Origin of the sequence: Pseudonocardia xinjiangensis, from assembly GCF_050948425.1 — a bacterium.
GTDB classification, from domain to species: domain Bacteria; phylum Actinomycetota; class Actinomycetes; order Mycobacteriales; family Pseudonocardiaceae; genus Pseudonocardia; species Pseudonocardia xinjiangensis.
The window spans coordinates 2,672,488-2,687,039 of record NZ_CP192009.1 but is presented as its reverse complement, the minus strand read 5'-3'; the positions used below and the strand labels follow the sequence as shown (position 1 = coordinate 2,687,039).

At 72.5% G+C, this 14,552-nt stretch carries 14 protein-coding genes; 6 read left to right on the top strand and 8 right to left on the bottom strand.

Features of this window, described 5'->3' with window-relative positions; translation table 11 throughout:
- Nucleotides 1-2: 2 nt before the first annotated feature.
- The gene (locus tag ACQPZA_RS12785) at nucleotides 3-1,115 is read right to left on the bottom strand and encodes a CU044_5270 family protein (RefSeq protein ID WP_433282791.1); all 1,113 of its coding nucleotides are present in this window, start codon (nucleotides 1,113-1,115) and stop codon (nucleotides 3-5) included.
- Between the two features lie 5 nt (nucleotides 1,116-1,120).
- Nucleotides 1,121-1,792 (bottom strand): RNA polymerase sigma factor, encoded by a 672-nt coding sequence (locus tag ACQPZA_RS12780; RefSeq protein WP_433280773.1) that lies wholly within the window; start codon nucleotides 1,790-1,792, stop codon nucleotides 1,121-1,123.
- Between the two features lie 230 nt (nucleotides 1,793-2,022).
- On the opposite strand from ACQPZA_RS12780, the gene ACQPZA_RS12775 reads away from it, so the two are divergent.
- Nucleotides 2,023-3,582, top strand: a complete 1,560-nt coding sequence (locus tag ACQPZA_RS12775) for an APC family permease (RefSeq protein ID WP_433280771.1) — start codon at nucleotides 2,023-2,025, stop codon at nucleotides 3,580-3,582.
- Nucleotides 3,579-5,534: a primary-amine oxidase gene (locus ACQPZA_RS12770; protein WP_433280769.1), complete on the top strand. Its 1,956-nt coding sequence runs from the start codon at nucleotides 3,579-3,581 to the stop codon at nucleotides 5,532-5,534. Before ACQPZA_RS12775 ends, ACQPZA_RS12770 begins: the two co-directional genes overlap by 4 nt.
- Before the next feature lie 10 nt (nucleotides 5,535-5,544).
- On the opposite strand, the gene ACQPZA_RS12765 is transcribed toward ACQPZA_RS12770, so the two are convergent.
- Entirely contained in the window at nucleotides 5,545-5,919 is a 375-nt protein-coding gene (locus tag ACQPZA_RS12765) for a glyoxalase superfamily protein (protein ID WP_433280767.1), read from the bottom strand.
- Between the two features lie 139 nt (nucleotides 5,920-6,058).
- Here ACQPZA_RS12765 and ACQPZA_RS12760 point away from each other — a divergent pair, with 139 nt between their 5' ends.
- Nucleotides 6,059-6,871: an alpha/beta fold hydrolase gene (locus tag ACQPZA_RS12760; protein ID WP_433280765.1), complete on the top strand. Its 813-nt coding sequence runs from the start codon at nucleotides 6,059-6,061 to the stop codon at nucleotides 6,869-6,871.
- A 96-nt stretch (nucleotides 6,872-6,967) separates the two neighbouring features.
- Here the strand turns inward: ACQPZA_RS12760 and ACQPZA_RS12755 are convergent, their stop codons facing one another.
- The 3 genes from ACQPZA_RS12755 to ACQPZA_RS12745 all read right to left on the bottom strand — a co-directional run bounded on the left by ACQPZA_RS12755 (nucleotide 6,968) and on the right by ACQPZA_RS12745 (nucleotide 11,177).
- Nucleotides 6,968-7,816 (bottom strand): FAS1-like dehydratase domain-containing protein, encoded by an 849-nt coding sequence (locus tag ACQPZA_RS12755; RefSeq protein WP_169399546.1) that lies wholly within the window; start codon nucleotides 7,814-7,816, stop codon nucleotides 6,968-6,970.
- 108 nt (nucleotides 7,817-7,924) lie between these two features.
- A complete protein-coding gene (locus ACQPZA_RS12750; protein WP_433280762.1) occupies nucleotides 7,925-9,112 on the bottom strand; it encodes a class I SAM-dependent RNA methyltransferase in 1,188 nt (395 codons plus the stop codon).
- Nucleotides 9,105-11,177, bottom strand: a complete 2,073-nt coding sequence (locus ACQPZA_RS12745; protein ID WP_433280760.1) for an APC family permease — start codon at nucleotides 11,175-11,177, stop codon at nucleotides 9,105-9,107. Before ACQPZA_RS12745 ends, ACQPZA_RS12750 begins: the two co-directional genes overlap by 8 nt.
- A gap of 70 nt (nucleotides 11,178-11,247) precedes the next feature.
- Here ACQPZA_RS12745 and ACQPZA_RS12740 point away from each other — a divergent pair, with 70 nt between their 5' ends.
- Both ACQPZA_RS12740 and ACQPZA_RS12735 read left to right on the top strand, forming a co-directional pair.
- Nucleotides 11,248-11,910, top strand: coding sequence for a potassium channel family protein (locus ACQPZA_RS12740; RefSeq protein ID WP_433280758.1), 663 nt, complete (start codon nucleotides 11,248-11,250; stop codon nucleotides 11,908-11,910).
- Nucleotides 11,911-11,915: 5 nt separating this feature from the next.
- Nucleotides 11,916-12,572: a potassium channel family protein gene (locus tag ACQPZA_RS12735; protein ID WP_169399543.1), complete on the top strand. Its 657-nt coding sequence runs from the start codon at nucleotides 11,916-11,918 to the stop codon at nucleotides 12,570-12,572.
- A gap of 22 nt (nucleotides 12,573-12,594) precedes the next feature.
- Here the strand turns inward: ACQPZA_RS12735 and ACQPZA_RS12730 are convergent, their stop codons facing one another.
- Entirely contained in the window at nucleotides 12,595-13,251 is a 657-nt protein-coding gene (locus ACQPZA_RS12730) for a DUF3159 domain-containing protein (protein WP_312859492.1), read from the bottom strand.
- 24 nt (nucleotides 13,252-13,275) lie between these two features.
- Entirely contained in the window at nucleotides 13,276-13,659 is a 384-nt protein-coding gene (locus ACQPZA_RS12725) for an OB-fold nucleic acid binding domain-containing protein (protein ID WP_433280755.1), read from the bottom strand.
- 157 nt (nucleotides 13,660-13,816) lie between these two features.
- Between ACQPZA_RS12725 and ACQPZA_RS12720 the strand changes: the two genes are divergently transcribed.
- Nucleotides 13,817-14,545 carry an alpha/beta hydrolase gene (locus ACQPZA_RS12720; protein WP_433282789.1) on the top strand — a complete coding sequence of 243 codons (729 nt, stop codon included), beginning with the start codon at nucleotides 13,817-13,819 and terminating at the stop codon, nucleotides 14,543-14,545.
- Nucleotides 14,546-14,552 lie beyond the last annotated feature (7 nt).

The window sequence follows — 14,552 nt, the reverse complement described above, 5'->3', positions numbered from 1 at the left end:
CATCAGCGGTCGCCGGGCACCGGCGGCGGTGAGTCGTCGGTGTACCCGGTGTCGACCACGAGCCCGTAGCTGGTCAGCACGGTGGTGCCGGCCGGCTGCACGGCCCGCGTCTCCCGGGAGAGCGGGTCACCGGATGCCGGGTCGATGATCAGCCGGGTCTCGAACGTGCCGTTGGGGCTCTTCTCGGTGATCGCCACGGCCTGCCCGGTGCGGCCGTCGGCGTCCTGCACGGTGCCGAGGTCACGCACGCCCGACAGGTCGGCGAGCATCCGGAACGCCGCCGCCCGCACACCGGGGCTGACCGGCATGTCGGTGACGATGTTGCTGCCCACCGCGAACAGCCACTGGTCCTGGCCGACGGGCAGGTCGCCCCCACCTCCGGTGTGGAAGCGCTCCAGCAGGGTGGAGCGCAGCGCAGCGGGCTCGGTGGGGAGAGCGTCGATCTCCTCCTGGGTGACGTTGCGGTCCCCGAGCGCGAACGACTGCGCGCCCGTGCCGATCGGGTTGCCGATGGGCGGACGCGGGGACGCCGTGATCTCCAGGGAGCCCTTGCCGTGTGCTCCGGCGGGAACCTCCCAGCGGCCCGGTTCGCCGTCGCGCTTCCAGGCCGCGGTGTCCTCCGGGGTGAGGGGCTTCGCCCCGAGGGACTCGCTGATCCACCAGCTCGTCCCGTCGGGTGCCTGCGCGATCCAGGTCTCGGCCCGGCCGCGGTTGACCACCCGGTACCGGTTGCCGGCCGGTCCGACCTCACTGATCACGCCCGACTCGGTGCGGCTGACCCAGTACCGGCCGGTGCCGGCCGGAGCATCCTCCGCCCGCTCCGCGGCGACCAGCAGGATGTTCTGCCCGGCCTGCTGGACGGCACCGGCCGGCCCCCCGGCGGGCAGCGCGGGCACAGCCGGCGTGGTGCCCCCGAGGACCACGGCGACCACGAGCCCGGCGGCGGCGAGGCCACCCACTCCCGCCAGGGGCCACGTCCACCGCGGCACCGCCCGTCCCGGTGTCCGCGAGGGGCGCCCGCCGTCCGTCGCGGACTGCATCAGCAGGGCCCGGGCCCGGGCCAGCGCGTCCGGGTCCTCCGGCAGATCCGCCCGCATGCGGGCGAGGAGATCCATCTCGTTCACGGTGTGTCCTTCTCGGTCAGCGGGTTCGGCCCGGAGTTCGACGGGAGTGCGGCACGCAGTCGGGTCCGGCCCCTGCTCAGGCGGGACCGGACGGTGCCGACCGGGATGCTCAGCGCGTCGGCGATCTCGGCGTAGCCGAGGTTCGCCCAGGCGAACAGCAGCAGGACGTCGCGCTCCGGGGCGGGCATGGCGCCCAGGGCCGCGGCCAGCTCCCGGGAGAACCGGCCGGCGTCCACCCGTTCGGCGGCCCGCTCGGCCACCCCCTCCACGACGGGGTCGCGGCCGGTCCTGGCGAGCGCGCGAAGGCCGCGCTGCTCCTGGCGGTGGAGGCGGTGCAGCAGGTTGGTGGCGATCCCGAACAGCCACGGAGCGACGGCCCGGGCCGGATCGAACCGGGCGCGCTGCTCGAACGCGGTCAGGAAGACCTCGGCCACCAGGTCCTCGGCTGCACTCCCTCCGGCCCGGCGGGCGCAGTAGGCCCGGATCGCGGCGGCGTGCCGGTCGAAGATGAGTGCGAACTGCTCGGGCCGGGCCAACGACGCGGCGAGCACCGCTCTGTCGTCGACGACGGCCTGTTTCTGGTCGGGCGAGACGTCCTCCTCTGGCGGGACGAGCCGGAGCGGGAGCGGCCCCGGCGGATCGTTTCCTACGAGCCGTGGTGCGGTCACACCTGTCCTTGCCCGATCCGCCGCATCCGGTTCCCGCCGCACCGCGAGCGCGGAATGTCCGAGCCGCCCGGCGGACAGCGATTCCGGAGATCCACGCCGGACCACGCCATCCCGGGCGCCGGCGGACGTCATGTCACTCCGCTGTGACACAGATGACACGAGCGCTGCGCAGGCTCATCCCGGGCTCACGCGTACCGCGTCCGCCGCCCCCTCGATCCCCGGGAGCCGCCATGACCGCCGCACCCACCACAGACCCCGCCACCGGCCATCCACCCGCCGAGCCGGGCCGCCTCGCCGACGGCGCGCTCGGCCTGCCGTCCGTGCTCTTCTGCATCGTCACGGGAGCCGCCCCGCTGGCCGCGATGCTGTTCAACATTCCCGTGGCCACGCTGGGCGGCGGGTACGCCTCACCCGCCGCGTTCGCCGTGGCCACCGTCGCACTCACGATCTTCTCGGTCGGCTACATCGCGATGTGCCGCCGCGTCACCTCGGCCGGTGGCTTCTACACGTTCGTCACCCGTGGTCTCGGCCGAGTGCTCGGCCTGGGATCGGGGCTGCTCATCGTGCTCTGCTACATGGTCTTCACGGCCGCCGTGACCGGGACGATGGGGTACTTCGCGTCCACCACCGTGGCGAGCTTCACCGGGCTGGCGCTACCGGCCTGGGTCTACATGATCATCGGCCTCGGGCTGATGAGCGTCTTCGCCGTGTTCCACATCGAGCTGACGGCGAAGGTGCTCGGCGTGGCGCTCATCGCCGAACTGCTGGTGCTCGTGGTGCTGGCCGTCGGCGTGTTCGCCGCAGGCGGCGCCGAGGGCTTCTCGCTTGCCCCCCTGAACCCCGTGAACATCTTCGGCAACTCCGCGGCCATCCAGGTCTTCGGCGCCGGTGCCGCCGGGGTCGCCCTGTTCGCGGCGTTCTGGTCGTGGGTCGGCTTCGAGATGGCGCCGAACTACGCCGAGGAGACCCGCGACCCACACCGGATCGCGAAGGCCGCCACCTACGGGTCCGTGATCGGGCTCGGCCTGTTCTACGTCCTGATCTCCTACGTCTTCGTCACCGGCTGGGGCCTGAACGGCTCGGCGGAGGCGGTCAAGGCGCAGTACGCGGGCGAGACCGCGTCGGCCTTCTACCCGCTCACCGACCGCTACGTCGGGTCGTGGGCCACCGCCTCGATGGAGGTCCTCATCGTCACGGGCTCGTTCGCCTGCGCGATGGCCTTCTACAACACCAGTGCCCGGTACCTGTTCGCCCTCGGCCGCGAGGGCGTGCTGCCCAGTGCGCTCGCCCGCACGTCCTCCCGGCGCAGCCCGGTGACCGCCTCGATGACGGTGACCGCCCTCGTCGCGCTCTACTGCCTCGCCTTCGTGATCTACGACCCCAGCAACGAGGGCGCGCTGCTCAAGCTGGGCACGTGGTCACCGCTTCTCGGGGTGCTCGGGATCCTCGCGGTGCAGGCGCTCGTCTCCGTCGCGATCATCCGGTACTTCCTCACCACGGCCCGTACGGAGTTCCGCTGGTGGTCGACGTTCGTCGCCCCGGTGCTCGGCTTCGCGGCCATGACCGGGGCCTGCGTGCTGCTCGTCGTCAACCGCTACGACCTGGCCGGAGCGGGCGACGCCGCCTACATCCGGCTGCTGCCCTGGGTGGTGCTCGCGGTGTTCGTGGCGGGAATGGCCGTCGCCCTGGTCTTGCGCAACCGCTACCCCACCAGGTACGCCCGAATCGGTCAGTTCGAGGTCGCCGACATCAGCGACCCCACCGGCACACCGCAGGGAGCCACCCCATGACCGCCGTCGAGGATCCCACCGTCACCACTCCCGGCGCCGTCGCCGGTCATCCGCTGGAGCCGCTCAGCGGCCCGGAGATCGCCACTGCCACGGAGGTGCTGCGAACGTCGAGAGCGCTGACGGAGGCCGCGCGGTTCGTCTTCGTCACACTCCACGAGCCGCCGAGGGACGCCGTGTTCGCCTGGGAGCCCGGCGACGAGCCGCTGCCGCGGGAGGCGCACATCGTGCTCTACCAGCGCGGCGAGGGCCGCACCTACGAGGCGGTCGTCTCGCTGACCGACCGGGCGGTGGTGTCCTTCCACGCGGTCGACGGCGTGCAGGCGCCGATGATGGCGGAGGAGTTCCTGTCCTGCGAGAAGATCGTGCAGGCCGACCCGCGCTGGCAGGAGGCCATGCGCCTGCGCGGCGTCGAGGACTTCTCCCTCACCATGATCGACCCGTGGGCCTCGAGCTGGACGGGCCCGCAGGACCACCCGTCCATCCGCCGGATCGCGCGTCCCCTGACCTGGGTGCGCTCGGCGCCGGGCGAGCACGGGTACGCCCGGCCCGTCGAGGGTCTGGTCGTGGTGGTGGACCTCGACGCCGGCGAGGTGCTCGAGGTCAACGACCACGGCGTCGTCCCGCTCCCGGAGAAGGCGGGCAACTACGAGGAGCCGTGGATCTTCGAGCCGGACAACGTGCCGGCGGTCGAGGCCTACCGCGAGGACGTCAAGCCGATCGAGATCACCCAGCCCGACGGCCCGAGCTTCACGGTGGACGGGCACGCGGTGGAGTGGCAGAAATGGCGGCTGCGGATCGGCTTCACCCCACGTGAGGGGTTGGTGCTGCACCAGATCGGCTACGCCGGACGGCCGATCGTCTACCGGGCCTCGCTCGCGGAGATGTACGTGCCCTACGGCGACCCGGCGCCGACGCACCGGTTCAAGAACGTGTTCGACCAGGGCGAGTACGGCGTGGGGTGGCTGGCGAACCCACTGACGCTGGGCTGCGACTGCGTGGGGCACATCCGGTACTTCGACGCGGTCGTCAACGACAACGACGGCGCCCCCGTCACGATCGGCAACGCCGTCTGCATGCACGAGGAGGACGCGGGCATCGCCTGGAAGCACACCGACTTCCGCACGAACGCGGTGCAGGTGCGGCGCAGGCGGCGACTGGTGATCTCCACGATCGTCACCGTCGGGAACTACGAGTACGGGTACTTCTGGTACCTCTACAACGACGGGCTGATCGAGTACGAGATCAAGCTCAGCGGCGTCATCTCCACCGGGGCCATCGCGCCGGGCGAGACGCCCAAGCACGGCACGCTCGTCGCCCCGGGCCTCTACGGGCCCAACCACCAGCACTTCTTCTGCGTGCGGCTGGACATGAGCGTGGACGGGCGGGCCAACACCGTGGTCGAGGTCGACTCGGCGCCGAGCCCGCCGGGCCCGGACAACCCGCACGGCAACGCCTGGGAGGTGCACCGCACGGTGCTCGCCAGCGAGGCGGTGGCGAAGCGCGACACCGACGCGGCGCGGGCGCGGTACTGGCGGATCGAGAGCGCCGAGAGGACCTCGGCGCTCGGCGCCCCCACGGCCTACTCGCTCATGCCGGGCTCGACCGTGCCTCCGATGTACTCCCCCGACGCGGTCTACGCGCGGCGGTCCGGGTTCACGGAGCACCAGCTGTGGGTCACCGCCCACGACGGGTCGCAACGCTTCGCCGCGGGCGACTACCCCGCCCAGCACCCCGGCGGCCAGGGGCTGCCGGCGTACGGGGCAGGTGACCGTCCGCTCGAGGGCACGGACGTGGTGGTCTGGTACACGTTCGGCGCCCACCACATCGTGCGGCCGGAGGACTGGCCCGTGATGCCGGTGAGCACGGTGGGCTTCATGCTCAAGCCCACCGGGTTCTTCGACGGCAACCCCGCACTGGACCTCCCGCCCACCACGGCCCACTGCCACGGCTGACCGGAGCGCGTCAGGCCGTGACCGGCCGCTCGAAGAACCGCAGGCGGTTGGACGACGGGTCGACCAGCTCCATCGTCCGGCCGTCTGCGGGGCCGTCCTCGATACCGGGGTTCAGGAACGGGTAGCCCTTGCCGCCGAGCTCGGCGTGCAGGTCGTCGAGGCCGCGGGTCTCGACGAGCACCGCGGCTCCCGGGGTGCCGTCGCCGTGGTGCGACGACAGGTGCAGTACCAGCGCACCCCGGGACACCTGCAGGTAGACAGGGCGGTCTCCCTCGCCGTACTGCCAGTCCACGGAACACCCCAGGTAGTCGAGGTAGAAGCGCCGTGCGGCGGCGACGTCGTGCATGCGCAGAATCGGAACGGCCGGGGTGAGCGTGATCTCCACGCGCCGAGCCGACCAGCGTCACGCGCGCCTGTCAACGCGTCGCCTACCGGCGGTCGTTCCGTAGCGGTGTGAGCGGTTCGTGGGTGACCTGCACGACGCAGGTCACGTTCGGCACCGACCGATCACTTAATTTCACGTCATGGATCCCGAGGCTCCCGCACCGATCGAGACCGGTCAGACCACGTCGTCCGACGGCACCACCATCGGCTGGCACCGGCTCGGTACCGGTCCGGCCATCGTCGTGGTCCACGGTGCCCTCGCCACCGGCGAGCAGTTCCTGCCCGTCGCCCACGCCCTTGCCGACGAGTACACGCTGTTCCTCGTCGACCGGCGGGGTCGGCCCCTGAGCGGTGATGCCGAGAAGCACGACCTCGCGACCGAGGTCGCCGACGTCCAGGCCGTGCTCGCCGTGGCCGGCCCCGGGGCCACGCTGTTCGGGCACTCCTACGGCGGGATCGTGTCGGCGGCCACCGCCGCTGCGGGCGCCGACATCTCCGCGCTGGTGCTGTACGAACCCCCACTGCCGGTGGGCGGCCCGCTTCCCGAGACCGCACTGGCGGACATCGCCGCCGCGGTCGACAGCGGGGACAACGACCGGGCGCTGACGATCTTCCTGTCCGGCGTCATCCACGCCCCGGACGCCGCCGTCGCGGATCTGCGCCAGACCCCGATGTGGGCCGAGTGGGCCGCCCTCGCCCCGGTCTGGCTGCGCGAGCTGCGCGTCACCACTGCGCTGGTCGGCGACCTGGACCGGTTCACGGCCATCCGCAACCGCACCTTGCTGCTGCTCGGCGGCGCCAGCCCCCAGCACCAGATCGACGCCACCGGGTTCCTCGCCGAGCACGTGCCCGACACCACGCTCGTGGAGTTCCCGGGCCAGGAGCACTTCGCGCACGTCAGCGAGCCCGCGGCGGTCGCCGACGCCATCCGGTCCTTCCTCCGCCGGGGCTGATCGACGGGGTCGGGTTCAGGGACGCCCGGTTCAGGAAAGCCACTTTCAGGTCCGGAGAGGGCAGGAAAGTGGCTTTCCTGAACTTCCGCGGGGCGGTCAGGCGAAGCGGACCGTGCCCTGCACCGACGGCGCCTGCCCCGGCACCCCGGCCACCAGTGGCCCCTCGCCGTCGCCGTCGGCGACCACGTCCGTCCCGGCGAACGCCGGGCGCAGCAGCCGGTAGGAGAAGCTGCTGACCTGCCGCTCCGGCGCGAACCGCCGGGGCAGCTCCAGCAGCAGCAGCGCCAGCAGCGGCCCGTGCACCACCAACCCGGGGTAGCCCTCCACGCCCGTGACGTACGGGTGGTCGTAGTGGATGCGGTGGCTGTTGTAGGTGAGCGCGCTGAAGCGGAACAGCAGCGCCTCGTCCGGGTGCAGCCGCAGGTGCCACCGACCGGGCTCGTCCTCTGCCGCAGCGGGTGCTGCCGCCGGCAACCCCCGGTCGGTCCCGGGCGGCTGGCTCCGGTAGGCGAAGTCCTGCTCCTCCACCAGCGCGGGCTCGCCGTCCCGGAGGAACTCGTGGCGCACCGTCACCAGCACCATGGCACCGCTGCGCCCGCTCTTCGGGGTGGCCGCCACCAGCGACGACCGCCGGGTGACCACGTCGTCGACACGCAGCGGGTCCCGCACCTCCAGCCTGCCCCCGGCGAACATGCGGCGGCGATGCGGCAGCGGCGGCAGGAACCGGCCGTGGGCGGGGTGCCCGTCGTCGCCGAGGTCGGCCTGGGCGGGGTGGTCGAGCAGGTGGAAGCCGTGCCACATCGGCGGCAGGGGGTCGCCCGCTCCCCGCACCGGACTCGGCTCGTCCAGCAGGGCGGCGAAAGCGTGGGAGGGCCAGGCGTCGATGCGCGCCGTGGTCTCGACGGGCTCGGGAGCCCATCCGGTCAGATGGTCGGCGAGTTCCACGCCCCGATCATCGCCGACGCGCGCCGCTCCCCGGGTTCCGCAGGTTCAGGAAAGCCACTTTCCTGCCCGGAGAGGGCGGCAAAGTGGCTTTCCTGAACTTCGGCCGTTTCAGTCCCGCACCAGCAGCGCCACGCACTCGAAGTGGTGGGTCATCGGGAACGCGTCGAACGCGCGCAGCTCCGCCAGGCGGTAGCCCCGCTCGGCGAACAGCGCCACGTCCCGGGCCAGCGCGGCCGGGTCACAGGCCACGTGCACCACGCGGTCGGGAGCATGGCCGCACAGTGCGTCCACCAGTTCCCGGCCGAGCCCGCGGCGGGGCGGGTCCGCGACCACGACGTCCGGGCGGGCCCCGAGACCGCCCAGTACGCGCTCCACGCGGCCGACACGCCAGCCCACCTGGGGCAGGTCGGCGAGAGCTGCCCTCCCGTCAGTGACGGCCTGCCGCGAGGACTCGACCACGGTGACCGCGCCGTCGGGCCCGACCTGTCCGGCGAGCACGGCGGCGAAGAGCCCGACGCCGCCGTAGAGATCCCATGCCGTGCCGCCCTGCGGCGCGTCGGCCCACTCCCCCACCACGGCGGCGAGGGTGTCCGGGAGCGCCGGGTGGACCTGCCAGAACACGCCGGGCGACAGCAGCCACTCGCGCCCGGCGGCGCGCTGGACGACCGGCCCGTCGTCACCGACGTGAACGCGGCCGTGGGCGTCCACCGCCACCTCGACCTCCGTGTCCGGGTCGAAGCCGTGCTCGAGCACCGGCGGCAGCGTGCCGGGTGGGGTGAGCGGGCAGTCCGCGATGGGCAGCACGTCGTGGCTGCGGTGCGCGCGCAGCCCGGCGCGGCCCTCGTCGTCGACGGCGAGGCGGACCCGGTGGCGCCAGCCCAGCGCCCCACCGGGCAGCTCCTCGACGGGCACGCGCCGCTCGATCCCGGCGAGCCTGCGCAGCTGCTCGGCGAGGACGTCGGACTTGAGGGAGCGCTGCGCGGCCGGGTCGGCGTGCTGGAAGTCGCACCCCCCGCAGCCACCCGCCCGCGCCCAGCTGCACGGCGCCGGCACCCGCCAGGGGGACGCCGCCAGCACCTCCACGGCGTCGGCCCGGCAGAAGGAGCCGCCGCCGTCCTCGTTCACCACGGCCAGCACGTGCTCACCGGGCAGCGCATGCCGGACGAACACCACGCGGCCTTCCGAACGCGCGACGCAGTGGCCGCCGTGGGCGACCGGGCCCACCTCCAGCTCGAGGATGCGGTCGGTCCAGTCCGCCCTGGTTGCCGCGACGCTGCTCACGACGGCGTCACCCACGGCGCGTTCCCGGCGCTGCCGGGGCTGCCGGGGCGGCCGGTTTCGAGGGGCTGGGAGCCGGCGCCTGGGTGTCCTCGCGGGGCGTCGACTCGTAACCCCGCCGCGAGGAGCCGGGGGGCGTCTCCGGACGCCGCGTGACCCGCTCGGACGACTCCAGCTGCCACGGGACGCTCGTCACCATCACGCCGGGCTGGAACAGGAGCCTGCCCTTGAGCCGCAGCGCGCTCTGGTTGTGGAGGATCTGCTCCCACCAGTGCCCCACCACGTACTCGGGGATGAAGACGGTGACCACGTCGCGGGGGTTGTTGCTCCGGATCCGCTTGACGTAGTCGAGCACCGGCTTGGTGATCTCCCGGTAGGGCGACTCGACCACCTTGAGCGGCACCGGCAGCTTGCGCTTCTCCCAGTCCCGCATCAGCCGTTTGGTGTCGCTGTCGTCGACGTTGACGGTGACCGCCTCCAATACGTCCGGCCGGGTGGCCCTGGCGTATGCCACGGCCCGCAGCGTCGGCTTGTGCAGGGTGGAGACCAGCACGATCGCGTGGTTGCGCGAGGGCAGCACGGCGTCGGTGTCCCCGGCCACCAGCTCGGCCGACACGCGGTCGTAGTGCCGACGGATGGCCTGCATCAGCACGAAGAAGACGACCATGCCGGCGATCGCGATCCAGGCGCCGCGGGTGAACTTCGTGATGAGCACGATCACGAGGACGATGCCCGTCATCGCGGCGCCGAACCCGTTGATGGCCTGGGAGCGGCGCATGCGGCGGCGGACGGCCTGGTCGGTCTCGGTGGCGAGCAGCCGCTTCCAGTGCCGCAGCATGCCGGTCTGGCTCAGCGTGAACGACGTGAAGACGCCGACGGTGTAGAGCGCGATGAGGCGGGTGACGTCGGCCCGGAACCCCACGACCAGGACGATCGCGACGCCCGCCAGCACCAGGATGCCGTTGGAGTAGGCCAGCCGGTCGCCGCGGGTGTGCAGCTGGCGCGGCAGGTAGCGGTCCTGGGACAGGATCGAGCCCAGCACGGGGAAGCCGTTGTAGGCGGTGTTGGCGGCCAGCACGAGGATCAGGGCCGTGAAGATGATGACGAAGTAGAAGCCCGGCCGGAAGTTGTTGAACACCACCTCGGCGAGCTGGGCCACCAACGTCTCCTGGACGTAGCCGGGGGGCGCGTCGACGATCTGGGTGGCCGGGAACTCGGCGACCTGTGCCCTGGTCAGCAGCGCGAGCGCGATGATCCCGGAGAACATCACCACCGAGATGCTGCCGAGCAGGAGCAGCGTGGTGGCGGCGTTGCGCGACTTCGGCTTCTGGAAGGCGGGCACGCCGTTGCTGATCGCCTCCACGCCGGTCAGCGCTGCGGCGCCCTGGGTGAACGACCGCAGCACCAGCAGCACGAGCGCGAGGCCGGTGAACGCGTCGCCCTCCGACACCAGGTGCAGGTTGGCGCTCGGCGCCTGGAGATCCTGGCCGAGCAGCAGGATCCGCGTCAGTCCCCAGATGATCATCGTGCCGATGCCCAGGATGAACGCGTAGGTCGGGATCGCGAACGCGACGCCGGACTCGCGGACCCCCCGCAGGTTGACCGCCGTCAGCACCAGGATCGCCACCACGGCGAACTGCACCTTGTGCTGTGCCACGTACGGAACCAGTGCCCCGATGTTCGCCGCCGCCGACGAGATCGACACCGCCACCGTGAGGGTGTAGTCCACGAGCAGCGCGCTGGCCACCGTCAGCCCGGCCTTCTGGCCGAGGTTGACCGTGGCCACCTCGTAGTCGCCACCGCCGGACGGGTAGGCGTGCACGTTCTGCCGATAGGACGTGACGACCGTCAGCAGGACGATCACGACGGCGAGGCCGACCCAGGGCGAGAAGGCGTAGGTCGCAACGCCCCCGGCCGAGAGTGTCAGGAAGATCTCCTCGGGCGCGTACGCGACCGACGACATCGCATCGGACGCGAACACGGGCAGCGCGATGCGCTTGGGGAGCAGGGTATGGGCAAGACGGTCGCTGCGCTGCGGCCTTCCGACGAGGACGCGCTTGACAGCGACGCCGAGCTTGGACACCACCAAAGCCTATGCGGTGCGCCGGGTGGAGACGCGATAGCGTTCCCACCGCGATCCGGGGAGGCTTTCGGTGTACGTCGTGATCATGGGGTGCGGTCGGGTCGGTGCGTCGCTTTCGGGCGGTCTGGAGCGGCTCGGGCACGAGGTCGCCGTGATCGACCGCGACCGGCAGGCGTTCCGCAGGCTCAGCCCGGACTTCCGGGGTAAGCAGGTCGTCGGCGAGGGCTACCACCGTGAGGTACTCATCGAGGCGGGCGTGGAGCGGGCCCACGCATTCGCCGCGGTGTCGAGCGGGGACAACTCCAACATCATCTCCGCGCGCGTGGCCCGGGAGACGTTCGGGATCGAGCACGTCGTCGCCCGCATCTACGACGCCAAGCGCGCCGCCGTCTACGAGCGGCTGGGCATCCCGACCGTGGCCACCGTCCCGTGGAGCACCGACCGGCTGATGCGGATGCTGCTGCCCGACGGCGTGGCCTCTGCCTGGCGCGAGCCCACCGGCACCGTCGCGATCCTGCCGCTGCCCGTCCACGAGGACTGGGTGGGCAGGCCCGTGCGTGAGCTCGAGGCCGCTGCCGGCTGCCGGGTGGCCTTCATCGTGCGGTTCGGCACCGGTGTACTCCCGAAGGGGGACACTGCGGTGCAGGCCGAGGACACGATCTACGTCGCCGCGGTGTCGGGCACCGTCAGCGACGTCACGGCGGCGGCTGCGGCCCCGCCGCAGGAAGGGTGAGCAGGATGCGCGTCGCGATCGCGGGGGCGGGAGCCGTCGGGCGGTCCATCGCCCTGGAACTGGTGGAGAACAAGCACCAGGTGATGTTGATCGAGCGTGAGCTCGCGAACATCGAGCCCGAGTCCGTCGAACGCGCCGAGTGGGTGCACGCCGACGCCTGCGAGCTCGCCTCCCTCGAGGACGCGGGCATGGAGAGCTGCGACGTCGTCATCGCCGCCACCGGCGACGACAAGGTCAACCTGGTCGTCTCGCTCCTCGCGAAGACCGAGTTCGCGGTGCGCCGCGTCGTCGCGAGGGTGAACGACCCGCGCAACGAGTGGCTGTTCAGCGAGAACTGGGGCGTCGATGTCGCGGTGTCCACCCCGCGGCTGCTGGCCGCGCTGGTGGAGGAGGCGGTCGCCGTCGGCGACCTCGTGCGGTTGCTCACGTTCCGCCAGGGTCAGGCCAACCTGGTGGAGGTCACGCTCACCCAGGACACCCCGCTGGCCGGGCAGCCGGTCCGGTCACTGATGCTGCCTGCCGACTGCGCTCTCGTGGTGATCCTGCGCGGGGGCCGGGTGATCGTGCCGCAGCCCGACGACGCGCTGGAGGGCGGCGACGAACTGCTGTTCGTGGCCACCACCGCGGTCGAGGAGGACATCCGCGCGGCGCTGGGGTACTAGCGGCGGAGCGGCGAAGGCCCGGTCAGGGCGTGGAGGGCGCCGGGGCGCGGCGGGCGCGGCGCACTGCCCAGAAGGTGCCGAGCAGCGCCACCCCGACGAGCGGGTAGCCCATCGCCAGCCGCGCGATGCCGAGCCAGGTCTCCTCGTCGGCGTTGTAGAGCAGCCCCTGCACCACCACGCGGGCGGCGAAGACGAGGGTCCAGAGCAGGCTCGCCAGCGTGTAGGCCCGCAGCATCCGGGGGTCCTGGCGCCAGCCCTGGCCGTCGCCGTTGATGCCGTGCCACACGACGCCCGCCAGCGGCCAGCGCACCAGCACCGACACCAGGAACGCGAGGCCGAGCGCGGCGCTGAACAGCAGGCCGGGCAGGTAGAAGGCGCGCGCCTCCCCGGTGCGGTAGGCGAGGAACGCGGCGACCCCCACGGCGAACAGCCCCGACACCGCCGGCTGCAGCGCCTGCTTGCGCGCGATGCGCCACGCCGCGATGGCGACGCCGGCCGCGAGGGCCGCGATCAGCGCGGCCTGCAGCGCGAACAGCACGTTGACGAGCACGAACACGCCGACCGGGATGGTGGACGCGACGATGCCCTGCACGCCCCCCATCTGCTCGAGCAGGGTGGGGAACTCGCGCGGCGGCCTGCCGGTGCCGTCCGGAGAGTCGGGCGGTGGACCTGCGGTCACTGCGCTCCCAGGGTGATCGGGGCCCTACGGTGTCTGGGCCTGACAGATCTCGTAGTACGGGTTGTAGAGCACTTTACGGCCGTCGCGCACGGCGAGCCGCCCGCGTACCCGCATCGTGCGTCCTGGCTCGATACCAGCGATCCGCCGGCGACCGAGCCAGATGAGGGTGATGCCCTCGCTGCCGTCGAACAGCTCGGCCCGGAGAGAGGCCTCGGCATCCTGCGGGCAGAACTCGACGCTCCGCAACCTACCCAGCACGGTGACTTCCTGACCGCACGCGCACTCCGATGCGCGCTGCGCTCCGGACTTCTCCGCGTCCTCGGACAGGTCCACGGCGTCGAGTACGTCGACGTCGCTCGTCAGCCTGCGCAACATGCGGCGGAACGCTCCGCCATCGGTGCCGGCCATGTCTCCCCCAGCTCGGTGGCGCCCACCGTCGGGCGCCGTTAACGTCACCAGGGTAACTCGTTGGAAACGTCGGCGACTTGTGACTGCACGCCGCCATGTGAGCGTATCGAGCCCCTCGTCCGGGGCCGTGCGGCGGGGGTGAACGGTGCGGGCCGTGATGCTGCCCGGATCCGGTTCGGACGAGGTGTTCGTCCGATCGGTGTTCGCCGGCCCGCTAGGTGCGCTCGGCATCGAACTGCACGCCGTGGCGCCGCGTCACGGCCGCGATGTGATCGACGGCTATCGGGCCGCGCTCGACGCGGCGCTGGAGCGCCCCGGCCCGGTTCTGGTTGGCGGCATCTCCCTCGGCGCCCACGTGGCCGCGGCGTGGGCCGCGCAGCGCCGGGCCGAAGCCGGACCTGGGCCTGCCGGGCTGCTCCTGGCCTTACCGGCGTGGACCGGACGGCCCGGCGACGCCCCGGCGGCGCTGGTCGCCCGAGCCACTGCGGCGTGCGTGCGCGACAGCGGAGTGGTGGGGGCCGTGGCGGCGGCGGAAGCAAGCTCGCCGCCGTGGCTGGCCGCGGAGCTGGCCAGGGCATGGCAGCGCTACGGCACCGGGCTGGCCGCCGCGCTCGACGCGGCGGCGGCCGAGCCCGCCCCGGACGCGAGCGGACTCCGGGCGCTCGACGTGCCCGTCGGGCTGGCGGCACTCGTCGACGATCCGGTGCACCCGCTCGCGGTGGCGGAGCACTGGCACGCGCTGCTCCCCCGGGCGGTGCTGCTCAACGCGCCGCTCGCGGTGTTCGGCGCGGACCCGGCTGTGCTCGGCCGCGCCGCCGTGCTCGGCTGGCTGCGCGCGGCGCGGGCGGGCGCCCGGTCGGCTGCGGCCAGGACGCCCGTCCCGTAGTCACGGC

Coding starts and splice junctions, on each gene's coding strand:
- ACQPZA_RS12735 (WP_169399543.1), top strand. CDS start 11,916: ATGCGCGTCGCGATCGCGGGGGCGGGAGCCGTCGGGCGGTCCATCGCC.
- ACQPZA_RS12775 (WP_433280771.1), top strand. CDS start 2,023: ATGACCGCCGCACCCACCACAGACCCCGCCACCGGCCATCCACCCGCC.
- ACQPZA_RS12785 (WP_433282791.1), bottom strand. CDS start 1,115: ATGGATCTCCTCGCCCGCATGCGGGCGGATCTGCCGGAGGACCCGGAC.
- ACQPZA_RS12760 (WP_433280765.1), top strand. CDS start 6,059: ATGGATCCCGAGGCTCCCGCACCGATCGAGACCGGTCAGACCACGTCG.
- ACQPZA_RS12725 (WP_433280755.1), bottom strand. CDS start 13,659: ATGGCCGGCACCGATGGCGGAGCGTTCCGCCGCATGTTGCGCAGGCTG.
- ACQPZA_RS12770 (WP_433280769.1), top strand. CDS start 3,579: ATGACCGCCGTCGAGGATCCCACCGTCACCACTCCCGGCGCCGTCGCC.
- ACQPZA_RS12720 (WP_433282789.1), top strand. CDS start 13,817: ATGCTGCCCGGATCCGGTTCGGACGAGGTGTTCGTCCGATCGGTGTTC.